We start from the raw sequence: 24346 nt of genomic DNA on the forward strand, positions 1-24346 counted from the left end.
GTCGAGTGGCGCTTATGGCGGGGCACCATGTGGTGGCGCAAGAGGGATTGTCAATGCGCGGCGCGGACAGGCCGCAGGGCCGTGTCGCTTAGTCTGCCAGCGACAAAAGGCCGCCCGCCTGCCGGCGGATCCGCCCGTCGAGCTCCAGATCGATGAGGGCGGGTGCGACGCTGCGCACCGGCGCCTGCAAGTCCCGGATCAGCTGATCTTCGGCTAAGGGCGAGGGGCCGAGCCGGTCCAGGATGCGGCTGTGCAGATCGGCCACTTCGCGCAATCCGCGCTCCTTGGTGGGCTGTGGGGTGGGCAGGTCCAACTGCGGATCGGGTGCATAATCTTCGCGTTCGGCGGGAAGCGCCTCGATCACATCGGCAGCGCTGCGCACCAGGCGGGCGCCATCGCGGATCAGCATGTTGCATCCTGCCGCGCGTGCATCGAAAGGATGGCCTGGCACTGCCAGCACCTCGCGCCCCTGATCCAGGGCGTTGCGCGCGGTGATGAGCGAGCCGGACTTGGCCGCCGCCTCGACGACGACAACGGCGCTGGCAAGGCCACTGATAATGCGGTTGCGGCGCGGAAAATGGCGCGCCTGGGGCACCGTGCCCATCGGCATCTCGGAGAGGCGCAGGCCGCAGCGCAGGATCTCGCCCGCCAACTTGGCGTTCTCGGCGGGGTAAAGCACGTCGACACCCCCGGCCATGATGGCGATGGTGCCACCTTCGACGCTTGCATGATGCGCCGCCGTATCAACGCCGCGTGCGAGGCCCGACACGATGACATAGCCGGCCTTCGACAGATCGGCGGCCAGTGCGCGCGCCATGCGCGTGCCCAGTGACGAAGCGTTGCGCGCGCCGACCATGGCCAGCTTGGGCCGCGCCAAAGCGCCCAGATCACCCATCGCCCAGAGGATGGGGGGCGGGTCCGGGATATCGCGCAATGCGTCCGGATAAAGCGGATCGGTTACGAATAGCAGCTGCGCCCCGGCCATCCGCGCGGCGCGCATCTCGGCAATCACGACGCCCTCGGGGCAAATGGTATAATCGTCGATCCCGGCGGCGCGAGCCACCTCGGGCAGCGCCTTCAGCGCGGCCTGCGCGGTGCCATGCTCGGCCAGGAGGCGATAAAAAGTTGCCACTCCGACGCGCCGCGAGCGCAAGAGACGAAGCCACGATACCCGATCATCTTCCGTGGTGGGTGGGAGTGGGGGGTGAGTGGAAGGATGTGTTTCCTCGGACATCATGGCTCCGCCTGCTTGCAGAATCATGTGTAGCGCACGGGTGGTTAACATAGCGTAAACCACATATCTTCCGCACCCGGCTTCCGCCTAGCAAAGGGACGGATCGGCAATGCAGGACACCGCCGGCGCCCCGCTGAGGGTGCGCCCGTCGCTGGTGACCACGACCCAGTCATTCTTGCGATCCACCCCCGACAGGAATCGCGCGATCTGATCCGTGATGATCATTCGCCAGCCATCCTCGCCGCGCACGAAGAGTGCCTCGATCTCACCGCGCTGGTTGCCCGAGGCGGCAACATTCGCGATCTGCGCAAATTTTGTCTGCCGCGATCCGGTTGCGCGATTATAGGCGAAAAGGCTGGTTTCCACGATCAGCTTGCACTGGCGCACGGCTTCGTTTTCGGTCGGCTCGCAAACTGGCTCGCCTATCGTGGTGATCAGATAGGACGCGTCAGTGCCGGCAAGGCCGAAATTGGCACCGACATCTTCGATCACCACACCGTTTGTCATGGGCCTGGTATACCCGTAGAGGTCCAGCGCCTCGCCCAAGCCTTCGGGATACTGCCGCTGCACTTCGCGCACAAGCGCGCGCTGCGCCAGAGCGCGCGGGATGCCGTCCGTGGCGCCTCCGACAAAGGCGGCAACCTCGGGCATGTCCTTCCCCAGCAGCAGGGCAACCGCGCCGCTATCCTCGATATGATCGTTCCGATCGGTTCGGGCGATTTTGAAACGCGTATAAAGACCGTTGGACAGGTTGGTCACGTAACCTGGGTAGTAGTCGAGCCAGCAATAGCCTTCGTCGCGATTGCAGCCGCCGACCTGAGGGCTCTCGCTGCCCGGATGATAGCCGGCGACATGATATAGCATGAAATCTGCGAGGCCGTCGGCGGACTGGATGCGCAAAAAAGTGAAATGGCGCGGCTGGACCGCCATTTCGTAATCGCTCCAGACGTCTTTTTTGACGCGCGCGACATGCGAGACGTAATAGCCATGCGACTCCATATCGCAGGCAAGGTTCGCAAAGCGCTGCGCGGCTCGGTCGTAGATGTAGAGAAGGCGTATCTCGAAGGCGTCACTGCGTCCCGGCGATTGATAGGCGACTTCGCCGCAGGACGAGACCTCACGCCATATCGGGGCAAGTTGAGCGCCGATATTATCGAGCGGCAGAAGCTCGTCGCCCGTGCGTTGCCATTCCGCCGGCTCCCAATAGGCCAAGGGCGCAGCCTCCGGGCGCGGCAGAGCAATCGCGCCATCGGCTTTCGTTTCCTCCTTGCAGGCACATAGCGCAAGCAAGGCTATCAGGAAAAATCGGCGCATTGCAGAGCCTCCTTTGCCAGCGGAATTTGGACCGCTGGCAGGATAACCCGAAATGCCAAGACGACCTAAAAGAAATACATCAGCCGCCCGATCCGCCCACGGTCAGCCCGCCGATCATCAAGGTCGGCTGGCCCACGCCCACCGGCACCCACTGGCCCGCCTTGCCGCAATTACCCATACCGGGGTCCAGCGCCATGTCATTGCCGATGGCCCGGATCTGTTGAAGCGCGGTCGCGCCGTCGCCGATCAGGGTCGCACCCTTGACGGGTGCGCCGACGACGCCGTCCTTGACGCGGTAAGCCTCGGTGCAGCTGAAGACGAACTTGCCGTTGGTGATGTCGACCTGCCCGCCGCCGAAGCCGACGGCATAGATCCCGTCTTTGAGGTCCGCCACGATATCGTCCGGCGCTGCATCGCCGCCCAGCATGTAGGTGTTCGTCATGCGCGGCATCGGCACGTGGGCATAGCTTTCGCGGCGCCCGTTGCCCGTGGGCTCGACGCCCATCAGGCGCGCGTTCTGGCGGTCCTGCATGTAGCCCACCAATATACCATCCTCTATCAGGACGTTGCGGTGCGAGGGCGTGCCTTCGTCGTCAATCGAGATGCTACCGCGCCGGTCTGGTATGGTGCCGTCATCCAGCACGGTCACGCCCGGCGCCGCGATCCGCTGGCCCATCAGGCCCGCGAAGGCCGAGGCGCCCTTGCGGTTGAAATCCCCTTCAAGGCCATGCCCGATCGCCTCATGCAGCAGGATGCCGGGCCAGCCGGGCCCGAGCACAACATCCATCACGCCGGCGGGCGCAGACTCGGCGCGCAGGTTGACCAGCGCGATGCGCAGCGCCTCGCGCGCCTTGCCCTGCCAGCCTTCGGGCGCGATCAGACCGTCGAGGCCCACGCGGCCGCCGCCTCCAGCCGTGCCTTGCTCGCGGCGGCCATCTTCTTCGACGATGACGGACACGTTGACACGGGTCATCGGGCGCACGTCGCGCAGGTGGGTGCCATCGGGGCGCAGTATCTCGACTTCCTGGCAGGAGGCCGAGATGACCGCGGTGACCTGCACCACCCGCGGGTCCAGATCGCGGGCGAAGGCGTCGATCTCGCGCAGGGTCTCGATCTTGACCGGAAAGGCCGCGCCGGCGATGGGATCGACATCCGTGTAAAGGTGCCGGTTCGTGGCCTGCGGGGCAGGGGCCATGATGCCGCCGCCATCGCCGACGGCCAGCCGCGCGGTATCCACCGCACGGCCAAGCGCCGCGTCACTTATGTCCGAGCTATGGGCATATCCAACCGCCTCGCCGCGCACGGCGCGCAGGCCGAATCCCTCGCCTGCATCATAGCTGGCCGTCTTGACCCGCCCGTCATCGAAAACCAGAGCCTCGCTGCGCGCACGCTCGAAGAACAGCTCGCCGTCGTCGGCGCCCGCGGTGGCGCGCCTCAGGTGGGACAACGCCGCATCCTTGTCCAGATTGTCCTCGAAGGGGCGAAAGGGGCTGCCGGTCATGGGGTTTTTCCTACTACTAAAGGCATGGGCCGGAAAAACCGGCGCCGCGCACTATGTCTGACGTATTGGCCGCGCCAACGTGGCCGATTTGGAAAAGGTCCGACCGCGGCGACGCTGCGCCCGCTTTTTTGATCTAAATCAAGCAAAGCGTCTGTTTGCCGCAACCGTCAATCTTGTCTCACCCGAAGATATATGTTTTTAACAGCGCCAGATACAACGGGGCCGGTCCCCGGCAGGACGGCGCGGCGCCCGCGCAACGATATATCCGCTTCAACCGATCAAGGTGCCTTATGCGATACATTTCTTCTTTGCTTGCCACGATGGCAGCCTTTACTGCCCTTCCCGCGCTGGCGCAGGACAATCTCGAGATCGTGGGCAAGCCGACGCAGGGCGGTATCGGTTTTCAGCCCGCCGCAACCGAGCTGGCAAGCGATCTGCAGTGGCTGGACGGGATGGTCCTGGTCATCATCACGGCCATCACGGTCCTGGTGACCGGCCTGATGCTCTATGCGATCGTGCGTTTCAACCGCAAGGCCAACCCCAACCCGGCCAAGTTCACGCACAATTCGCCGGTCGAGGTCGCCTGGACCGTGGTCCCGATCATGATCCTGGTCTTCATCGGGGCCTTTTCGCTGCCCGTCCTGTTCAAGCAGCAGGAAATTCCCGAGGCGGATATCAACATCAAGGTGACCGGCTACCAGTGGTACTGGGGCTATGAGTACACCGATCACGATTTCGGCTTCCAAAGCTTCATGATCGGCAGCGGCAAGATCCTGAATGACGAAGTCATCGCAGAGCTGCAGGAGGCAGGCTACTCGAAGGATGAGTTCAAGCTGGCCACCGACACCGCCGTTGTCGTGCCCGTGGGCAAGACCGTGGTGATGCAGGTCACCGGCGCGGACGTGATCCACAGCTGGACCATTCCTGCCTTTGGGGTGAAGCAGGACGCCGTTCCCGGCCGCCTTGCGCAGCTTTGGTTCAAGGCCGAGCGCGAAGGCGTCTATTTCGGCCAGTGCAGCGAGCTGTGCGGCGCCGATCACGCCTATATGCCGATCACGGTCAAGGTCGTCAGCCAGGAGGCCTATGACCAGTGGCTTGAAGGCGCGATCGAAGAGTTCGCAGGCCTGCCCGTGCAGGAGAGCTACAAGGTCGCGTCGGCGCAATAATTGCCCTAGCGGCACCGCATTTCGCCCGTCCCGCGCAATCGGGGCGGGCGGATGTCATACGATCCCATCCTGAAGGGCCGCGCGGTTGCGCCGCCCGCGACCGGAGTTCGACATGAGCGACGCAAGCCTCAACGCAAGCCAATCGCAGACGGGCACCGCCCAGCCGCAGGATGCCGGATTTTCTGACTTCGTCGCGCTGCTGAAGCCGCGCGTGATGTCGCTGGTCGTCTTTACCGCATTGGTTGGCCTTCTGGCCGCGCCCGTGGGCGTGCATCCGGTGGTCGGGTTTACCGCGATCCTCTTTATCGCCATCGGCGGCGGGGCATCGGGCGCGCTGAATATGTGGTGGGACGCTGACATCGACCGCATCATGAAGCGCACGCGCAAGCGGCCCATCCCCTCGGGGCGCATCACCGAAGGCGAGGCGTTCGGCTTTGGCATCGCGCTGTCGGCGATTTCGGTCATCATGCTGGGCCTCGCGACCAACATGGTTGCGGCGGGCCTTTTGGCCTTCACCATCTTTTTCTACGTCGTGATCTATTCGATGTGGCTCAAGCGGTGGACACCGCAGAACATCGTCATCGGCGGTGCCGCAGGCGCCTTTCCCCCGATGATCGGCTGGGCCGCGGCAACTGGCGGTGTCAGCATCGAATCGGTCCTGATGTTCGCGCTGATCTTCATGTGGACGCCGCCGCATTTCTGGGCTCTCGCGCTCTTCATGAAGTCGGATTACGACGAGGCGGGCGTGCCCATGCTGACCTCGACCCATGGTCGCCGCGTTACACGCAACCATATCCTGGCCTATACGGTGCTACTGGTGCCGGTGTCCTTCGCGCTGCTGGCAACGTCTATCGGTGGTCCGGCCTATCTGATCGCGGCGGTAGCTCTGAATGCGCTCTTCCTGCGCGGGGCTTGGCGTATCTGGCGCCGGGACGAAACGGCGGCCGAGGCCGATCACTACCGCGTCGAAAAGAAGGTCTTCAAGCATTCGCTTTACTATCTCTTTGGCCTCTTCACCGCGATTCTCATTGACGCGTCCCTGCGCGGCATGGGCGTTATCGTCGACGGCGGCCTGATGCCGCTGGCAGGTTGGGGCATCTGATGGCATTTTTCCGCAAAAGCCACGAGATGCACAGCCGCAGGTTCAGTCGCAACCTCGGTCTTGGCGTTGTTCTGGCAGCATTTGTCGCATTGGTTTTCGGCCTGACCGTTGCCAAGGTAAGCCAAGATGAGTTCGTGATCCCCGATACCGCGAAGGGAGCTGGATATGGCGACTGACAACGAAAACGAAAAGGGCGCGGACATGCCCAGAACGCGCGGTGAGCGCCCCAAAAGCATGCGCAAGACCGTGTTGCAGCTGGTGGGCGTGGTCGTCACCATGGGCGCGCTGGCATGGGCCTCTGTGCCGTTCTACGACTGGTTCTGCCGCGTCACCGGCTTTGGCGGTGTGACTGGCGTCGCGCAGGGCGACTCGGATGTCATTCTGGACGAGACGATCAAGGTGCGCTTCGACGGCAGCCTGTCGCGCGACATGGCATGGTCGTTCAAGCCTATGCAGGTCGAGATGGAAGTCCGCATCGGCGAGACCGGGCTGGCCTTCTACGAGGCCTATAATCCGACGGACCGCCCGATCGCCGGTCAGGCGTCGTATAACGTGACGCCTTACGAGGCCGGCGGCTTTTTCGAAAAGATCGAGTGCTTTTGCTTTACCGAGCAGGTGTTGCAGCCAGGCGAACGGGTCGAGATGCCCGTAACCTTCTTTGTCGACCCCGAGATCGTCAATGACCGCGACGCAAAGTACACGCACACCATCACCCTGTCGTACACATTCTACGAGATCGACCTGCCCGAGCAGCAGGCGGCACTTGCGAATGACGCGGAAACCGGTAGAACCGTGAACTGACACGGCCCGCCCGGCGCCCGCACGGGGCAAGGCGCCGCCCAATGACAAGCCCGACCACGAGGGAGCCCGATATGGCACATGAAAAGAACCACGACTACCACATCCTGACTCCCTCTATATGGCCCTTTCTAGGCGCGGTCGCGGGCTTCATCATGCTGTTCGGCGCAGTGCTTTGGATGTCGCCTGCCGTCGAGAACAACCAGCCTTGGGTGTTCTTGATCGGCTTTGTCGGCGTTCTTTACGTCATGTATGGCTGGTGGGCTGAAACGGTGGCCGAAAACCAGGCTGGCGATCATACGCCGGTCGTGCGCATCGGCCTGCGGTATGGCTTCATCATGTTCATCATGTCCGAAGTCATGTTCTTCGCCGCGTGGTTCTGGAGCTTTTTCAAGCACGCCATGTATCCGATGGGCGAGCTGTCGCCCGGCATTGATGGCGTCTGGCCACCCGCTGGTATCGAGACGTTCGATCCTTGGCACCTGCCGCTGATCAACACGCTGATCCTCCTGTGCTCGGGTGCTGCCGCGACATGGGCGCACCACGCGCTGGTCCATGAGAACAACCGCGAGGACATGAAAAAGGGACTGCTTCTGGCCGTGGCCCTGGGCCTCATCTTCACCGGTTTCCAGGCTTATGAATACAGCCACGCCGCCTTTGGCTTCTCCGGCAATATCTACGGCGCCAACTTCTTCATGGCGACAGGCTTTCACGGCGCGCATGTCATCATCGGCACGATTTTCCTCTTCATCTGCTACCTGCGCACGGTCAAGGGTCACTTCACCCCCGAAAACCATGTCGGCTTCGAGGCGGCGGCCTGGTACTGGCACTTCGTCGACGTCGTCTGGCTCTTCCTCTTTGCCGCGGTTTACATCTGGGGACAGTAAAAGCAGGGCGATATGCGGATTTTTGAGTAAAAATCCGACGCCTTCGGCGAGAGTATTTTTGGAACAGTGAAAATGCGGGGGGATGGACCTCCCGCATTTTGCCTTTTGAAGCGGGGTGTCATGCGGCGGATTCTGGTGCCTTTGTTGATTGGTGTGGTCGGTGCCGGCATCCTGATCGGCCTCGGCGTCTGGCAGGTGCAGCGCCTGGCCTGGAAAGAAAATATTCTTGCGACGATCGACGCGCGCCTGTCGGCGGCGCCGGTCGATCTGCCCGAAACCCTTGATCCTGAAGATGACAAATATTTGCCAGTAAGGGTGTCCGGCACGTTGGAGCCGGACGCTCTGCACGTTCTAGTGGGGGCCAAAGATCTTGGCGCAGGCTATCGCCTGATCCAGCCACTGGTCCTGGACGGCGGACGCCGGATCATGGTGGACCGGGGTCTGATTCCGCTCGACGCCAAAGCGGCGGTGCGTGAAACCGGTGAGGTGGGTCTTGTCGGCAATCTGCACTGGCCGGACGAGATCGACGGGTACACGCCCGAGCCGGACATCGCGCGCGGCATATGGTTTGCCCGCGACGTGCCTGCCATGGCAAATGCGCTGGGGACCGAGCCGGTACTCGTAGTGGTGCGCCGGCAGGAGGCGGGACCGCAAAGCGACGAGATTACCGCATTGCCGGTGGACACCGCTGCAATTTCGAACAATCACCTGCAATATGCGATCACCTGGTTTTCCCTTGCCGCGATCTGGCTGACGATGACCGGGTATCTGATCTGGCGCGTGACGCGCCGGCAAGAGACGGAAGGCTGAGCGATGAAATACGTATCCACGCGGGGACAGGCCCCGATCCTGAGCTTCGAGGAAGCGATGCTGACGGGCCTCGCACGCGATGGCGGGCTGTATCTGCCCGAGAGCATTCCGCAGATGAGCCATGCGGATATCGCCGCGCTGGCGGGCCTCAGTTATGAGGAGGTCGCGTTTCGCGTGATGCGCCCCTTCATCGGCGATGCCTTCACCGATACCGAATTTCAGGACATCATCGCGCGCAGTTACGCGGGCTTTGCCCATGCGGCGCGCGCGCCGTTGGTGCAGCTGGCGCCGGGCCATCACCTGTTAGAGCTGTTCCACGGCCCCACGCTCGCGTTCAAGGATTTCGCGATGCAGCTGATCGGCCAGCTGTTCGAGGCGTCGCTTACGCGCAGCGGCAGCCGCGTTTGTATCGTTGGCGCGACAAGCGGCGATACGGGTTCGGCCGCGATCGACGCGTTTCGTGGGCTCGAGGCGGTCGACGTCTTTATCCTTTACCCGCATGGCCGCGTCAGCGAAGTGCAGCGCCGCCAGATGAGCACGCCCTCCGAGGCCAATGTGCATGCGCTGGCGATGGAGGGGCATTTCGACGATTGCCAAGCCCGCGTGAAGGACATGTTCAACGATTTCGAGTTCCGCGATGCGGTCGGTCTTGCGGGTGTCAACTCGATCAACTGGGCGCGGGTGCTGGCGCAAGTGGTTTATTACTTCACTTCCGCCGTTGCGCTCGGCGCGCCGCACCGCAAGGTCAGCTTCACCGTGCCGACTGGCAATTTCGGCGATATCTTTGCGGGATACATTGCCAAGCGGATGGGCCTGCCTATCGACAAGTTGGTGGTGGCGACGAACCAGAACGACATCCTGCATCGCTGCCTCAGTCAGGGTGACTACACCCCCGATGGCGTTATCCCCTCGATCAGCCCGTCGATGGATATTCAGGTATCCTCGAATTTCGAGCGCGCCCTCTTCGAGGCCTATGGCCGCGATGGCGCCGCCGTCGCGCAGTTGATGGACGAGCTGAAATCGGGCGGCTTTACCGTCAGCCAGGGCGCGCTCGAGGCGCTGCGCGAGAGCTTCTCGTCCGGCCGCTGCGACGAGGATCAGACCCGCGCCGCGATCAAGCGGACATGGGACGAAACAGGCGAGCTTCTCTGCCCGCACAGCGCCATCGGCGTGCATGTGGCCGAGGCGCATCTTGACCCCGACGTACCGATAATCACGCTGGCCACGGCGCATCCTGCCAAGTTCCCGGCGGCGGTCGAGGAGGCCAGCGGCCAGCACCCCCCCTTGCCGAGCCATATGGCGGACCTTTATGACCGCGAGGAACGCATTACCGAGGTGCCCAACGATCTGGGTGCCATCGAATCCCTGATCAAAGAACGGACCGCGCATTGAGCGTCAATCTCACCACACTTCCTAACGGCTTTCGCATCGTGACCGAGAACATGCCGGGGCTGCAATCGGCGGCCATCGGCGTCTGGGTTCTGGCCGGCGCGCGAAATGAGCTGCCGCAGCAGAACGGCATCGCCCATTTCCTCGAGCATATGGCCTTCAAGGGCACCGGGCGCCGTAACGCGCTGCAGATCGCCGAGGCGATCGAGGATGTGGGCGGCTATATCAACGCCTATACCAGCCGCGAAGTGACCGCCTATTACGCGCGGGTGCTGAAAGAGGACGTCCCGCTGGCGCTGGACGTCGTGGGGGATATCCTGCGCAATTCGGTCTTTGACGTGGCCGAGATCGAGACGGAGCGCGGCGTTATCCTGCAGGAGATCGGACAGGCGCTGGATACGCCGGACGACATCATCTTCGACTGGCTGCAGGAGAAAGCCTATCCCGATCACCCCCTTGGCCGCGCCATTTTGGGCCAGCACGAGGGTGTTGCGCGGTTCAGCCGTGATGATCTGACCGGCTTTGTCGATCAGCATTACAACCCTGGCCAGATGGTGCTGTCTGCGGCGGGCGCGGTGAATCACGACGCGCTGGTCAAGGCAGCCGAGGCGATGTTCGGCGACATGACCCCCAAGGAAGTGCAGGTCGCGCCCCGCGCGCAGTTCCGCGGCGGCGAGAGCCGGACCGTCAAGGTGCTGGAGCAGGCGCATATGGCGCTGGCCTTCGAATCGCCCGACTACGGCGATCCGGCCATTCACGCGGCGCAGATCTATTCCACCGCGCTGGGCGGCAGCATGTCCTCACGCCTTTTTCAGGAGATCCGCGAGAAGCGGGGCCTGTGCTACACCATCTACGCGCAGGCGGGCGCCTATGCCGATACGGGCATGATGACGATCTATGCGGGCACCTCGGGCGATTCGATGGCGGGCCTCGCCGAGATCACCATCGACGAGATGAAGCGCGCCGCAAGCGACATGCGCCCCGACGAGATCGAGCGCGCGCGCGCCCAGATGAAGGCGGGACTTCTGATGGGTCTGGAAAGCCCGTCGAACCGGGCCGAGCGTCTGGCGCGGATGATCCAGATATGGGGCCGCGTGCCCGGCGTCGAGGAGGTGGTCGAGAAGATTGACGCCGTGACGCTGGCCGACGTGCGCGCCATTGCCGAGCAGACGGCGTCCCGTGCGCCTGCTGCGCTGGCCCTTTATGGCCCGGTCGAGGATGCGCCGTCGCTGGAGACCCTGCAAACCCGGCGCGCCGCGTGATGCTGCTGACGCGGCGCAAAATCCGGATCGAGACCGAGCGGATGAGCCTGCGCCAGCCGGTGATGACCGACTTTCGCGACTGGTCGCATCTGCGCCGCAACAGTGCCGACTTCCTCACCCCGTGGGAGCCGACTTGGGCCGCCGACCATCTGTCGCGCAAGGGGTTTACCAATCGCGTCTACTGGGCGCAGCGCAGCATTGCCGGGGGCACCGCACTGCCGCTCTTTTTGATCCGCCGCGAGGATGAACGCCTGATCGGCGCGATCACGCTGGACAATATCCGGCGCGGGCCCAGCCAGTCAGGGACGCTGGGCTATTGGATCGGCGAGGATTACGCGCGCCAAGGCTATATGCGCGAGGCGATTCCGGCGGTTGTGCATTATGCTTTCGACCGGCTGGACCTCAGCCGGATCGAGGCGGCGTGCCTGCCCTCCAACACCGCCTCGCGCGGTCTTTTGGAAAAATCCGGCTTCAAATACGAGGGCGTCGCGCAAAGCTATCTGCAGATCGGCGGGCGCTGGCGCACCCATGTGCTTTATGCCGCGCTGCGTAGCGACAGGCGCGGGCGTAGCGACGCAGGTCTCTAAGCGGCTTTTGCCATTTCCGGCGCGCTCCCCCGGCGCTAGATTACCCGCATGACTGATCCTGACGAATTTCTCACCCGTCTTTCCGCCGCTTTGCCAGCGCCCGCGCTGCGCGAGGTGGCCCCGCATTACCTGGCTGAGCCGCGAGGCCGCTGGCAGGGGCGGGCGCTGGCCGTGGTGGTACCGGGTAGCGCCGAGGAAGCCGCAATTGCGGTCCGTCTGGCATCGGAGGCGAGCGTGCCGGTTATTCCCTATGGGGGCGGCACGGGTCTTGTCGGCGGGCAATTGGCCGAAGGCGGCGCCGCGCCGCTGCTGATCAGCCTCGAGCGGATGACGCGCATCCGCGAGGTCTATCCAGACGAAAACGTGATGATCGTCGAGGCGGGGGCAATCCTGTCGGATGTGCATGACGCGGCCGAGAAGGTTCAGCGCCTGTTTCCGCTCAGCATCGCGGCCAAAGGCAGCGCGCGGATCGGCGGGCTATTGGCCACCAATGCGGGCGGCGTCAACGTGCTGCGCTACGGCAACGCGCGCGATCTGTGCCTCGGGCTGGAGGCGGTGATGCCCTCGGGCGACATCTGGCACGGGCTGAAACGGTTGCGCAAGGACAACACGGGCTACGATCTGCGCAATCTTCTGATCGGGTCCGAAGGCACGCTGGGCCTGATCACCGCCGCCACGCTGAAGCTCGCCCCGAGGCCGGCGGGCGAGGGCACGGCGCTGATGGTGGTGCACGGGCCGGGGGCGGCGCTGCGCCTTTTGTCCATGGCGCGCGACCATATGGGCGAGGGCGTCAGCGCGTTCGAGTTGATGCACCGCGAGGGCCTTAATTTTCTGGTCGAGACGATGCCGCAGGTGCGTCAGCCCTGGCCCGAGCCGCCCGAGTGGTTCGTTCTGATCCACGTGGGGCTCGCCCGCGGCCTGGATCCGGCGGGCGCGCTGGAGGCTCTGTTCGAGGCGGCGCTGGACGAGGGGCTGGTCAGCGACGGCATGATCGCCCAATCCGAAGCGCAGCGCAGCGAGTTCTGGAACATTCGCGAGACAATTCCCGAGGCGAACCGCCATATCGGGGCCATCTGCTCGCATGACGTGTCGCTGCCCTTGGGCGCGGTGGCGGATTTCGTGGCGGCGGCGCCGGGCGCATTGGCGCGCATCGGCCAGTTCCGCATCAACTGCTTCGGCCATCTGGGCGATGGCAATCTGCATTACAACGTCTTCCCTATGCCGGGCGGGAATCGCGCCGATCATGCGGGCCAGCGAGAGGCGGTCACCGCCTGCGTCCATGATCTGGTCCACGCGATGGACGGCTCGGTCAGTGCCGAGCACGGGATCGGGCGGCTGAAGGTGGCCGATCTGGAGCGTTATGGCGATCCGGCCAAGCTGTCGGCGATGCGCGCCATCAAGGCAGCACTGGACCCGAAGGGCATCATGAATCCCGGTGCCGTCCTGCGGGCGGAGTAGGACGCGCATGAAAAAAGCGGGCCCGAAGGCCCGCCTTGATATCGTTTCGATCAGCGCGATCGCTTACTGCCAGTCGACCTCGTTGAAGATCGCCTGCGCCTCCTTGGCATTGGCCGAGAAGGCTGCCGTAGGCGTCGTGCTGTCGGCCTTGAATTCGCCCAGACGCTCGGTCACCTCATTGGCGGGCACGCCCTCGACCGCAGGGTATTCGTTGTTCTGGTTGGCGAAATGCGCCTGTGCGAAATCGCTGACCAGGAATTCCAGCAGCGCCTTGGCCTCTTCGGGGTTGGGCGCCGCTGCGGCCATCGCCGCGGCGGTCAGGTTGACATGCGTGCCGCGCCCGTCCTGATTGGGCCAGACCCAGCCGATGCTGTCGATGTCCGAGGACAGGCCTTCGACATCCTCCTGATAGGCGCGCAGGAAATAGTAATGGTTGGCGACCGCGATGTCGCACTCGCCCGAGACAAGGCCGCGCAGCTGATCGGTGTCGCCGCCCTGCGGCGCACGCGCCAGGTTGCCGACGACGCCCGCCGCCCATTCCTTGGCCGCCTCGGCGCCATCCGCCTCGATGATCGAGGCCAGCAGCGATTGGTTATAGACGTTTGAGGAGGAGCGGATGCAGATCTGCCCCTCATAGGCAGGATCGGCCAGCGCCTCGTAGGTCTGAGGCGGGTTTTCGACGCGCTCCTTGTCGTAGAAGATGATGCGCGCGCGCTGGCTGACGCCGAACCACAGATCGTCCGGGTGGCGCAGATACTCGGGCACCGCGCCGTTGATGGTGTCCGAGGCGTAAGGCTGCAGGATGCCGGTTTCTTCGGCGCGGGCCATGCGGCCTGCATCCACGGTGATGAACACATCCGCCGGGCTGTTGTTGCCCTCGGCCTCGAGGCGCGCGATCAGCTCGTCGGCCTTGCCCTCGATGCGGTTTACGGTGATGCCGGTCTCTTCGGTGAACTTGTCATAGAGCGCATCGTCGCTGTCATAGTGGCGCGAAGAATAGACATTGACCTCGGCCGCCATGGCGGTTCCGGCGATGGCGATCAACGATGTTGCGGCGGCAAGCCGCGCTGCGAATCTGGGTGTCATGGACGAGGGATCCTTTTATCCGACAAAAATGATAGGTTACCTTTGAATATCCCGACTAAATTAGTCAAGTGGTGATCTGGGGCTGCTTCGCCTTGCACGATCCGTCATTCGCGCCCATCCTGCCCGCGGTGCCGGGCTCGGCACGGGCGAGGGAGGCCAAGATGACATTTGCCGTGCGTCAGGACGCGCTTGATATCCAGGAGGAAATGCCGTGGTCGGCGCGGGACGTGCCAAAAACGATCCACGCCATGCTGGCTGCGACCGCGCGGGCGCATCCCGAACGGCCCGCCATCAGCTATCAGTTGACCGCAGGCGCGCGCGACCCGGCCAAGACACTTAGCTGGGCTGAATTCCATGCGGATGTCTGCCGTGCTGCGAATCTTTTTCGCAGTCTTGGCGTGCGTGAAAGCGACGCCGTGGCGCTGGTTTTGCCCAACAGCCTCGAGACGGCGTCGGCCACGCTGGGCGCCATGATCGCGGGCATCGTCGCGCCGATCAATCCGCTGCTCGAGCCCGAGCAGATCGCGGCCCTCCTGCGCGAGACAGGCGCGCGCGTGGTCGTGACGCTGAAGGCGTTTCCCAAGACCGATATCAGCGCCAAGACGGCCGAGGCGGTGCGACATGCGCCCAAGGTGGGCACGGTGCTGGAGATCGACCTCAATCGCTATCTGAGCTTTCCGAAAAGCTGGATCGTGCCGTTCATTCGCCCGCGCGACACGAGCACCCACCGCGCCGATGTGCTGGATTACGCGGCCGAGACGGCCCGCCAGCCCTCGGAGTTGAATTTCGAAGAGACGGCCGAGGACCGCGTCGCGGCCTATTTCCACACGGGCGGCACCACCGGCATGCCCAAAATGGCGCAGCACCGCTATTCAGGCATGGTCTATAACGGCTGGCTGGGCGCCACGCTGCTCTTCGATGAGACGGACGTGCTGATGTGTCCGCTACCGCTTTTCCATGTGTTCGCCTGTCATGTTGTGCTGATGTCCGCGCTGAAATCCGGCGCGCACGTGATCCTGCCCACCCCTGCCGGCTATCGCGGCGAGGGTGTGGTCGCCAATTTCTGGAAGCTGTGCGAGCGTTGGGGCGTGACCTTCGTCATCACTGTGCCCACCGCCGTCGCCGCGCTGATGCAGCGCAAGGTGGACGCGGATATCAGCCGGGTGAAAAACGCGTTCTCCGGCAGCGCGCCCATGCCGCTTGAGCTTTTCAAGCGGTTCGAGAGTGCGACGGGCATGAAGGTGATCGAGGGATATGGCCTGACCGAGGTGACGTGCCTCGTGTCCTGCAATCCGCCGGAAGGGGCCAAGAAAGTCGGCTCGGTCGGCATTCCCCTGCCTTACACGGATGTGCGCATCATCCACGCCACCGACGATGGCCCGATGACCTGCGGGCCGGACGAGGTGGGCGAGATCTGCATCAGCAATCCGGGCGTGGCGGTGGGTGCGACCTATACCGATCCGGCCCGCAACGCGCAGCTCTTTCATGGCGACTACCTGCGCACCGGTGATCTGGGCCGGATCGACGCCGATGGCTATCTTTGGATCACCGGCCGCGCCAAGGATCTGATCATTCGCGGCGGTCACAACATCGACCCCGCTGATATCGAGGAGGCACTGATGGCCCATCCCGCTGTCGCCGGCGCGGGCGCCATCGGGCAGCCCGACGCCCATGCGGGCGAGCTGCCTTGCGCCTATGTCGAACTGGTCGAGGGCGGCGAGGCGAGCGCCGAGGAGCTGCTGGAGCATTGCCGCCAGCGCGTGCGCGAGCGGGCCGCGATCCCGAAGCATATCGAGGTTCTGGAGGAACTGCCCAAAACCGCCGTGGGCAAGGTGTTCAAGCCGGATCTTCGCAAACGTGCGATCACCCGCGTTTACGATGCCGCGCTCGAGACGGCAGGCAGCAGCGCGCGTGTGGCGCAGGTGGTCGATGACAAGAAACGTGGATTGGTCGCGCAGATCGACGGGGACAGGAAAGATGCCAAGGTCGCAAAGACATTGGGCGAATTTACCCGGCCATGGGAGTGGGCAGACGGCGCGCAAGAAACATCTGGCAAGGAAACCCGAGAATGACCCAAACGACATTCCGCATTGATCCCGATCCCGCCATGGAGCCATCGGCCCTGACGGGCGAAGGCGCCTTCACGACCGGCGATCATTCCGAGGGAAACCACACGCATTTTGAGGCGCCGGACGAGAGCATATCCGTCGGCACCTGGGAATGCGCGCCCTGCCGCGAGGTGGTGCCGTCCTGGCCCGTGCATGAGATGATGACGGTGGTCGAGGGCGCCGTGACCCTCACCCACAACGATGGCCGCAGCGAGAGTTTCGGCCCCGGCGATACATTCTACATCGCCAAGGGCCAGCATGTCGTGTGGGAGATCACCGAGAAACTGCGCAAGATGTACATGATCGTCGGTTAGGTGCGACCCAAGGGTTTCAACCAAAACCCTTGGGCAGATTTTTCATCGAAAAATCTCGAGCGGCCTAGCTTACGTCCTTGTAGCTTACTTCGGGCGTGTCCTTGCCGGCCTTCTCGCGCCGCACGATCAGGCGGCTCAGTGCGTGGACATAGGCTTTGGCCGAGGCGACCACGGTGTCGGTATCCGCAGATTGGCCGGTCACGATCCGCCCGCCTTCCTCCATGCGCACGGATACGGTGGCCTGTGCGTCGGTGCCTTCGGTCACGGCATGCACCTGATAGAGTTGCAGGCGCGCCTCATGCGGGAAAAGCGCCTTGACCGCGTTGAAGCTGGCATCGACCGGGCCGTCTCCGGTGGCCTCGGTGCTGTGCTCGGCCCCGTCGATCAAAAGCGTCAGCGCGGCGGATTGCGGCCCTTCGGTGCCGCAAACGACGCGCAGGGATTTGATCACAAGACGGTTTTCATCTTCTGCGGCGTCCGTGGTGGCCAGTGCGATGAGGTCTTCGTCATAGACCTCCTTCTTGCGATCGGCGAGTTCCTTGAACCGCACGAACACATCGTTCAGCTGGTTCTCGGCCAACTCATAGCCCAGATCCTTCAGCTTCGAGCGCAACGCGGCGCGGCCCGAATGCTTGCCCATCACGATATTCGTCTCGGCAAGGCCCACATCGGCGGGGCGCATGATCTCGAAGGTCTCGGCGTTTTTCAGCATGCCGTCCTGGTGGATGCCGCTCTCGTGGGCAAAGGCGTTCTTGCCGACGATCGCCTTGTTGAATTGAACGGCAAAGCCGCTGACCGTCGCCACGCGGCGCGAGATGTTCATGATCTTGGTCGTGTCGATGCCGGTCTGATAGGGCATGATATCGCCGCGCACCTTCATGGCCATCACGACCTCTTCCAGCGCGGTATTGCCCGCGCGCTCGCCGAGGCCGTTGATCGTGCATTCGATCTGCCGTGCGCCGCCCTCGACGGCGGCAAGGCTGTTGGCCGTCGCCATGCCCAGATCGTTATGGCAATGCGTGGCAAAGATGATCTCATCCGCGCCCGGCACCTCGGCGATGAGACGGCGGATCAGATCGGCCGATTCCACGGGCGCGGTATAGCCCACCGTGTCGGGGATGTTGACCGTGGTCGCGCCCGCCTTGATGGCGATCTCGACAACGCGGCGCAGGTAGTCCGATTCGGTCCGGGTCGCATCCATCGGCGACCATTGCACATTGTCGCAAAGGTTGCGCGCGTGGGTGACCGTTTCGTGGATGCGCTCGGCCATCTCGTCCTGTGTGAGGTTCGGGATGGCGCGGTGCAGGGGTGAGGTGCCGATGAAGGTGTGGATGCGCGGCTGGCGCGCGTGTTTCACCGCCTCCCAACAGCGGTCAATGTCCTTGAGGTTCGCCCGCGCGAGGCCGCAGATCACTGCGTCCTGGCTGCGCTTGGCAATCTCGCTGACGGCGCGGAAATCGCCCTCGGAGGCGATGGGAAAGCCCGCCTCGATGATGTCGACGCCCATCTCGTCCAGAAGCTGCGCGATCTCCAGCTTTTCGGCATGGGTCATGGTGGCGCCCGGCGACTGCTCGCCGTCGCGCAAAGTGGTGTCGAAGATATAGACGCGGTCTTTGGTGCTATCTGTCATGTCAGTTGTTCCGTCTCAAATATGGTCTTTGGCGGCCGCAGGTGCGCCGCTATTGCCGGTGTTGGGCTCGCCCTTGGGCTCGATCAGCAGGACATGCGCCTCGTCCTCGGCGCGGGGGCGATGCACGGTCCCCGCGGGCACGATCACCAATTCGCCGGGGCCGAAGGTCACGCTTTCGGCGCCCTCGTAATCCATGGTCACGTCACCTGCGAGCACGAGAAAGAAATCGTCCGTGTCCGCGTGGCTGTGATAGGGAAATGCGCCCTGAAATTTGACGACCATCACGTCATTGCCATTGTAGCTGGCCACGACCTTGGGATCCCAATGGGTGTCAAATTGCGCCAGCTTGGCGGCAAGATTGATCTTTTGCATGGTCTTCGGTCCTGATGCTAATCCGGGTGAAATTTCCGGCGCGCTATGGCACATCCCCTGAGCGTTCGCGCCGGACCGGCACGCTCAGAGGCGGCTTAGCAACAGGCGTGCAGCAACCGGCGCATGGCGGGGGCCATGTGCGAAGGGGGTGATATGCTGCGTCATCGTCATGTGCGGCACGTTACGCAAAGCGCGGCGCGATGAAAAGGCGCTTTTTTGCCTTGGCGCCGTTGAAGGCGGGGGCGCGGCCTCTACCATCCAACCCATGACACATAGATCCCTCATCATCGGCGCCTCGGGCGGCATCGGCAGCGCGATCACCGCGCGGCTTAAGGAAAACGGCAGTGACGTGACCACGATCTCGCGCAGCGAGGATGGCCTCGACGTGACTGACGAGGCCAGCGTTGCCGAGTGTATGAAGAAGGCAGAGGGCGAATTTCAGCTGATCTTCGTCGCCACCGGGGCGCTGGAAATCGACGGCGCCGAGCCTGAAAAGGCGCTGAAGGACGTCAGCGCCAAGGCGCTAGCCGATCAGTTCGCGGTCAATTGCATCGGACCGTCACTGATCATGAAGCACGCGCTGCCGATGCTGCCGCGCAAGGGGCCTTCGTGCTTTGCCGCGCTTTCGGCGCGTGTCGGCTCGATCGGTGACAACCAGATCGGCGGTTGGTACTCCTACCGCACCGCCAAGGCGGCGCTGAATCAGATGGTCCACGGCGCCGCGATCGAGTTGAAACGGACCCACAAGGAGGCCGTCTGCGTCGCGCTGCACCCCGGCACCGTCGCCACGGATTTCACCGCGAAATACGCGGGCCGCCACAAAACGGTCGAGCCGAGCGAGGCCGCGCACAACCTGCTGTCCGTGCTCGAAGGTCTGGGCCCGGATGACACCGGCCTCTTCTTTGACTGGCAGGGCGAGCGCGTCGCGTGGTAGCGCCGCGCCTCATCTTGGTGCTGGGCGATCAGCTGAGCGAGGGTCTGTCGGCGCTGCGCAAGGCCGACAAGGACCGCGATGTCGTCGTCATGGCCGAGGTCACGGACGAGACCGGTTATGTCCCGCACCACCCCAAGAAGATCGCGCTGATCCTGTCGGCCATGCGCCATTTCGCAGAGCAATTGAGCGGCGATGGCTGGACCGTCGAGTATTCCAAGCTGGACGCCGAAGATAACAGCGGCTCGATCCCCGGCGAGCTTCTGCGCCGCGCGGATGCGCACGGCGCCAGCGAAGTGATCTGCACCCGACCCGGCGAATGGCGCCTGATCGAGGCGCTGAATGACATGCCGCTGGACCTGACGACGCTGGCCGATGACCGCTTTATCGCGTCGCTTGACGAGTTCAACGACTGGGCAGAGGGCCGCAAAGAGCTGCGAATGGAGTATTTCTACCGCGACATGCGGCGCAAGACCGGCCTCATGATGGAGGATGGCGAGCCGGCGGGCGGCAAGTGGAACTACGATCACGACAATCGCAAACCCGCGCAATCCGACATGCTGCGCAGCGCGCCGATGTCCTTCACGCCCGACGAGATCACCGAAGAGGTGCTCGACCTCGTGGAGCGCCGGTTCGACAACAATTTCGGCACGCTGCGCCCGTTCAATTTCGCCGTCACGCGGGGGCAGGCGCTTCGTGCGCTCGATCACTTCGTGAAATACCTGCTCGAAGGCTTCGGCGACTATCAGGACGCGATGCTGACGGGCGAGCCTTTTCTCAATCACTCGCTCCTCTCGCCCTACATCAATCTCGGCCTCCTCGGCCCGCTTGAGGTATGTCAGCGGGTCGCAGAGGCGTGGCAGGACGGCGACGCGCCGATCAACGCTGCCGAGGGGTATATCCGCCAGATCATCGGCTGGCGCGAGTACATGCGCGGGATCTACTTCCGCGAGGGGCCGGACTACACGTCGCGCAACATCCTGAGGCACGACCGCAAACTGCCGTGGATGTATTGGGGCGGCGACACCAAGCTGGCCTGCATGGAGGCCGCCATCGGCCAGACGCGGGATGAGGGATATGCCCACCATATCCAGCGTCTGATGGTCACCGGGAATTTCGCCCTTCTGGCCGGGATCGCGCCCGAAGAGGTGCACGAGTGGTATCTGTCGGTCTATGTCGACGCTTACGAGTGGGTCGAGGCGCCCAATGTCATAGGGATGAGCCAATGGGCCGACGGCGGCATCATCGCGTCTAAGCCTTACGTGAGTTCCGGCAATTACATCAACAAGATGTCCGATTATTGCAAAGGCTGTCACTACTCGGTGACGCAAAAGACGGGCGAGGGATCGTGCCCGTTCAACACGCTCTACTGGCAGTTTCTGGATCGGCACCGCCAACGGTTCGAGGGCAATCACCGCATGGGCATGGTGTTTCGAACGTGGGACAAGATGGATGCCGAAAAGCGCCGCGATGTTCTGGACACCGCCGAGGCGTTCCTCAAGCGGATGGATGAGGGCGAGGTGGTTTAGAGGTTTTGCTGGGGGCACAGCGATCGCTGGATGAGCGGCTGCCCGTGGGGCGGCGCTGCAACGGCTGAACGGCGCAGTTTATACCTGCAATGCAACTACAATATTTGCGGCGCACATCCTTGCCAAAGCGCCAGCCCGCCCGAACGGGCAGGCGCTCGTCCGGCGCGTTCGGCGCTATTCGGACGACAAACAGCCTTCTGCCTTGCCATCGTTGCGCGCCTCCAGCCACGCTGCTGCACCGCGCCCGGCATGCAGGCCCGTCGCAAGGCAGGCGGTGATCAGATAGCCGCCTGTCGGCGCCTCCCAGTCCAGCATCTCGCCCGCGGCGAAGGTGCCGGGGCGATCCCTCAGCATCAACGTGCCGTCCAGCGCATCGAGGCGCAGACCGCCCGCCGTGGAGATCGCCTGATCCATCGGCAGCGGGCCTTGATGCGTGACGGGCAGGGCCTTGATCAAAGGCGCCAGATCGGCGGGCAGGGGGCGCACGAACTCCATCAGCAGGGCTTGCTTTTCCGGCGTCCATTTCAGCGCCTTTCGCAGGTGGTTCGCCATGCTTTGCTTGCCCCGCTTGCGGGTGAGGCGCTGGCGAATCTCCTCGGTGGTCAGATCCGGCATGAGGTCCAGCGTCAGCGGCGCGCCGCCCCGCACAGCGCGCGAGACCTCATAAATGCCGCCGCCCTCGATGCCCGCGCGGCTGATCACGATCTCGCCGCGCGAGGCCGTGTCTTTGGCGTGCAGCGCGATGCCCTTCACGGGCTGGCCGATATGCCGCTCCATATGGGCCGACCAATCCACCGCAAAACCCATATTCGCCGGCTGAAACGGCACCACCTTGTCCAGCAGATGCGCGGCCCAGGCGCCGTCCGATCCCAGCCGCGCCCAACTGGCCCCGCCGCAGGCCAGCACCGTCGCGCGTGGCGTCAGGCGCCGCAGCCCCTCGGGCGTTTCCATCAGCACCGCATCGCCGTCCCAACCCTGCCAGCGCCAGCGCCGCATGATGCGCACGCCCAAACCGTCCAGCCGCGCGAGCCATGCGCGCAAAAGGGGCGATGCCTTCATGGCTTCGGGGAAAACGCGGCCCGTCGAGCCGGTAAAAAGCGGCTGGCCCAGACCGCGGGCCCAGTTTTGGACGTCTTCGGAATCGAATGCGCGCAAGACCTCCTCAAGAGGCGCCGCGCAATCGCCATAAGCGGTTAGAAAAGCCTCAATCCCTTCGGCCTTCGTCAGGTTCAGGCCCGACTTGCCAGCCATTAGGAATTTGCGGGCGGGCGAGGGCTTGGCCTCGGCCACCAGCACCGAATGGCCCGCGCCTGCCAGCGCCTCGGCGGCCATCAGCCCGGCGGGGCCCGCGCCGATCACCAGCGCGTCGGGTGCGTTTTCAGCTGTCATATCCTTGCCTCCGCGCGGCGTTGCGCCACCCTCTTGGACCGGAGCCGCCAGAGGAGCAAGCGATAGAGGACACCATCCCAATATGCCCGATCTGCCTGCGGCCCATCCCGCCGGACGCCAAGCAGAGCCTGCATCACCTGACGCCCAAGTTGAAGGGCGGCAAGGGCGGGCCGGTCGTGCTGGTCCATCAGATCTGCCATAACGAGATCCACGCGACACTCAGCGAGGCGGAATTGGCGCGCGAGTACAATACGCCCGAAGCACTGCGCGCGCATCCGCGTCTTGCGAAATTCATCGCCTGGGTGCGCAAGCGCCCGCCGACGTTTCATTCAAAGACGCCCAAGCGGCTGCGCAAGCGCAAGTGATCAATCGCCGCGCGCGCCTTCCCGGACGGTGTCGATCATCAGCTGCACATTCGCAGGATCCGCATCCGGCGTGATGCCATGCCCGAGGTTGAAGATATGCGGGCCGCCCCGAAGGGCGCGGGTGATGGCCCGCGTCTCGCGCACCAGATCGTCGCCGCCCGTGACCATGTGCCGCGAGGCCAGATTGCCCTGCACACAGCCGCCGGTCTGCACATTTTCGGCCACCCACGCCGCATCGACCGAGTCGTCGACCGCAACGCAATCGGCGCCCGTGGCCGCATGAAAGCCGATGTAGTTGTCCCCTGCCTGACGCGGGAAGGCGATGATGGGTGTATCCGGATGACGGGCCTTGAGCGCCGCGATGATCTCGCGCGTCGGCTCCAGCGCATAGCGTTGGAAATCGGGGCCTTTCAGCGATCCCGCCCAGCTGTCGAAAATCTTGACGACTTCGGCGCCTGCTTCGATCTGCGCACTCAGATATTCGATCGTTGCCGCCGTGATCCGCGTCATCAGTTCATCGAACACCTCGGGGTGCGTGCCCTTCAGCGCGTGCGCCGGACCTTGATCGGGCGTGCCCTTGCCCGCGATCATGTAGGTGGCCACGGTCCAGGGCGCGCCGGCAAAGCCGATCAGCGTCGTCTCCTTCGGCAGGGCCGAGGCCAGGTTGCGCACCGTCTGGTAGATGGGCGAGAGCGTCTCGTGGATGTCTTCCACCGGGCGCAGCTGTGCCAGCTCGGCCTCGCCGGTGATCGTGCTCAGGCGCGGGCCCTCGCCGGTGACGAACCACAGATCCGCACCCAAAGCCTGCGGCACCAGAAGGATATCGGCAAAGAGGATCGCGGCATCAAAGCCATAGCGCCGGATCGGTTGCAGCGTCACTTCGGTTGCCAGATCCGGGTTGTAGCAAAGCGACAGGAAATCCCCGGCCTCGGCGCGTGTCGCCTTGTATTCGGGCAGGTAGCGGCCCGCCTGCCGCATCATCCAGATCGGCGGCGTCGGCAGTGTCTCGCCCGCCAGGGCGCGCAGAATCGTCTTGGTAGGTTTGGGGCTGGCCATGATACGTCCTCTTCTTTGCAAGTTTGGTCGCGTCCGAGGCCGCAGAAGTCAAGCGCGG

General features: G+C 63.9%; 23 protein-coding genes. 15 read left to right on the plus strand and 8 right to left on the minus strand.

Going from position 1 to position 24346, the window contains the following annotated elements; all coding sequences use genetic code 11:
- Nucleotides 1–88: 88 nt before the first annotated feature.
- The 3 genes from dprA to tldD form a co-directional block, all read right to left on the minus strand.
- Nucleotides 89–1234, minus strand: coding sequence for a DNA-processing protein DprA (gene dprA, locus BW975_RS05375; RefSeq protein ID WP_076533414.1), 1146 nt, complete (start codon nucleotides 1232–1234; stop codon nucleotides 89–91).
- Nucleotides 1235–1321: 87 nt separating this feature from the next.
- The gene (locus BW975_RS05380; RefSeq protein WP_076531653.1) at nucleotides 1322–2548 is read right to left on the minus strand and encodes a hypothetical protein; all 1227 of its coding nucleotides are present in this window, start codon (nucleotides 2546–2548) and stop codon (nucleotides 1322–1324) included.
- A gap of 79 nt (nucleotides 2549–2627) precedes the next feature.
- Nucleotides 2628–4049 carry a metalloprotease TldD gene (tldD, locus tag BW975_RS05385; protein WP_076531654.1) on the minus strand — a complete coding sequence of 474 codons (1422 nt, stop codon included), beginning with the start codon at nucleotides 4047–4049 and terminating at the stop codon, nucleotides 2628–2630.
- Nucleotides 4050–4339: 290 nt separating this feature from the next.
- Between tldD and coxB the strand changes: the two genes are divergently transcribed.
- The 10 genes from coxB to BW975_RS05430 all read left to right on the plus strand — a co-directional run bounded on the left by coxB (nucleotide 4340) and on the right by BW975_RS05430 (nucleotide 13508).
- Entirely contained in the window at nucleotides 4340–5215 is an 876-nt protein-coding gene (gene coxB / locus BW975_RS05390; protein ID WP_076531657.1) for a cytochrome c oxidase subunit II, read from the plus strand.
- Nucleotides 5216–5327: 112 nt separating this feature from the next.
- Nucleotides 5328–6317, plus strand: a complete 990-nt coding sequence (locus tag BW975_RS05395) for a heme o synthase (protein ID WP_076531659.1) — start codon at nucleotides 5328–5330, stop codon at nucleotides 6315–6317.
- Complete coding sequence (locus tag BW975_RS18030) at nucleotides 6317–6493, plus strand: hypothetical protein (protein ID WP_170846543.1); 177 nt, start codon at nucleotides 6317–6319, stop codon at nucleotides 6491–6493. Before BW975_RS05395 ends, BW975_RS18030 begins: the two co-directional genes overlap by 1 nt.
- Before the next feature lie 58 nt (nucleotides 6494–6551).
- A complete protein-coding gene (locus BW975_RS05400; protein WP_092746230.1) occupies nucleotides 6552–7118 on the plus strand; it encodes a cytochrome c oxidase assembly protein in 567 nt (188 codons plus the stop codon).
- 71 nt (nucleotides 7119–7189) lie between these two features.
- Entirely contained in the window at nucleotides 7190–8002 is an 813-nt protein-coding gene (locus BW975_RS05405; protein ID WP_076531661.1) for a cytochrome c oxidase subunit 3, read from the plus strand.
- A gap of 120 nt (nucleotides 8003–8122) precedes the next feature.
- Nucleotides 8123–8812 carry an SURF1 family protein gene (locus BW975_RS05410; protein ID WP_076531663.1) on the plus strand — a complete coding sequence of 230 codons (690 nt, stop codon included), beginning with the start codon at nucleotides 8123–8125 and terminating at the stop codon, nucleotides 8810–8812.
- A 3-nt stretch (nucleotides 8813–8815) separates the two neighbouring features.
- Entirely contained in the window at nucleotides 8816–10204 is a 1389-nt protein-coding gene (gene thrC, locus BW975_RS05415) for a threonine synthase (RefSeq protein ID WP_076531665.1), read from the plus strand.
- Nucleotides 10201–11463 carry a M16 family metallopeptidase gene (locus BW975_RS05420; protein ID WP_076531666.1) on the plus strand — a complete coding sequence of 421 codons (1263 nt, stop codon included), beginning with the start codon at nucleotides 10201–10203 and terminating at the stop codon, nucleotides 11461–11463. Before thrC ends, BW975_RS05420 begins: the two co-directional genes overlap by 4 nt.
- Nucleotides 11463–12050 (plus strand): GNAT family N-acetyltransferase, encoded by a 588-nt coding sequence (locus tag BW975_RS05425; RefSeq protein WP_170846576.1) that lies wholly within the window; start codon nucleotides 11463–11465, stop codon nucleotides 12048–12050. Before BW975_RS05420 ends, BW975_RS05425 begins: the two co-directional genes overlap by 1 nt.
- A 48-nt stretch (nucleotides 12051–12098) precedes the next feature.
- Nucleotides 12099–13508, plus strand: coding sequence for an FAD-binding oxidoreductase (locus BW975_RS05430; RefSeq protein WP_076531669.1), 1410 nt, complete (start codon nucleotides 12099–12101; stop codon nucleotides 13506–13508).
- Nucleotides 13509–13571: 63 nt separating this feature from the next.
- Here the strand turns inward: BW975_RS05430 and BW975_RS05435 are convergent, their stop codons facing one another.
- Nucleotides 13572–14594, minus strand: coding sequence for an extracellular solute-binding protein (locus BW975_RS05435; protein ID WP_076531671.1), 1023 nt, complete (start codon nucleotides 14592–14594; stop codon nucleotides 13572–13574).
- Between the two features lie 161 nt (nucleotides 14595–14755).
- On the opposite strand from BW975_RS05435, the gene BW975_RS05440 reads away from it, so the two are divergent.
- Nucleotides 14756–16666: an acyl-CoA synthetase gene (locus BW975_RS05440; protein ID WP_076533418.1), complete on the plus strand. Its 1911-nt coding sequence runs from the start codon at nucleotides 14756–14758 to the stop codon at nucleotides 16664–16666.
- Complete coding sequence (locus BW975_RS05445) at nucleotides 16663–17016, plus strand: cupin domain-containing protein (RefSeq protein WP_076531673.1); 354 nt, start codon at nucleotides 16663–16665, stop codon at nucleotides 17014–17016. The genes BW975_RS05440 and BW975_RS05445 overlap by 4 nt, the downstream gene beginning before the upstream one ends.
- Before the next feature lie 64 nt (nucleotides 17017–17080).
- On the opposite strand, the gene BW975_RS05450 is transcribed toward BW975_RS05445, so the two are convergent.
- Nucleotides 17081–18646: a 2-isopropylmalate synthase gene (locus BW975_RS05450; RefSeq protein WP_076531674.1), complete on the minus strand. Its 1566-nt coding sequence runs from the start codon at nucleotides 18644–18646 to the stop codon at nucleotides 17081–17083.
- Between the two features lie 15 nt (nucleotides 18647–18661).
- Nucleotides 18662–19018, minus strand: a complete 357-nt coding sequence (locus tag BW975_RS05455; RefSeq protein ID WP_076531676.1) for a cupin domain-containing protein — start codon at nucleotides 19016–19018, stop codon at nucleotides 18662–18664.
- Nucleotides 19019–19283: 265 nt separating this feature from the next.
- On the opposite strand from BW975_RS05455, the gene BW975_RS05460 reads away from it, so the two are divergent.
- Together BW975_RS05460 and BW975_RS05465 are read left to right on the plus strand one after the other, a co-directional pair.
- Nucleotides 19284–19952 (plus strand): SDR family oxidoreductase, encoded by a 669-nt coding sequence (locus tag BW975_RS05460; protein ID WP_076533420.1) that lies wholly within the window; start codon nucleotides 19284–19286, stop codon nucleotides 19950–19952.
- Nucleotides 19946–21478: a cryptochrome/photolyase family protein gene (locus BW975_RS05465; RefSeq protein WP_076531677.1), complete on the plus strand. Its 1533-nt coding sequence runs from the start codon at nucleotides 19946–19948 to the stop codon at nucleotides 21476–21478. Before BW975_RS05460 ends, BW975_RS05465 begins: the two co-directional genes overlap by 7 nt.
- Nucleotides 21479–21652: 174 nt before the next feature.
- On the opposite strand, the gene BW975_RS05470 is transcribed toward BW975_RS05465, so the two are convergent.
- Nucleotides 21653–22867, minus strand: a complete 1215-nt coding sequence (locus BW975_RS05470; protein WP_076531679.1) for a TIGR03862 family flavoprotein — start codon at nucleotides 22865–22867, stop codon at nucleotides 21653–21655.
- A gap of 20 nt (nucleotides 22868–22887) precedes the next feature.
- Between BW975_RS05470 and BW975_RS05475 the strand changes: the two genes are divergently transcribed.
- Entirely contained in the window at nucleotides 22888–23232 is a 345-nt protein-coding gene (locus BW975_RS05475; protein WP_335743490.1) for an HNH endonuclease family protein, read from the plus strand.
- Here the strand turns inward: BW975_RS05475 and hemE are convergent, their stop codons facing one another.
- Nucleotides 23233–24288 carry a uroporphyrinogen decarboxylase gene (gene hemE, locus BW975_RS05480; RefSeq protein WP_076531682.1) on the minus strand — a complete coding sequence of 352 codons (1056 nt, stop codon included), beginning with the start codon at nucleotides 24286–24288 and terminating at the stop codon, nucleotides 23233–23235. It lies immediately after the preceding gene.
- Nucleotides 24289–24346 lie beyond the last annotated feature (58 nt).

It is taken from the genome of Roseovarius nanhaiticus (genome assembly GCF_900156535.1).
Lineage (GTDB): Bacteria > Pseudomonadota > Alphaproteobacteria > Rhodobacterales > Rhodobacteraceae > Roseovarius > Roseovarius nanhaiticus.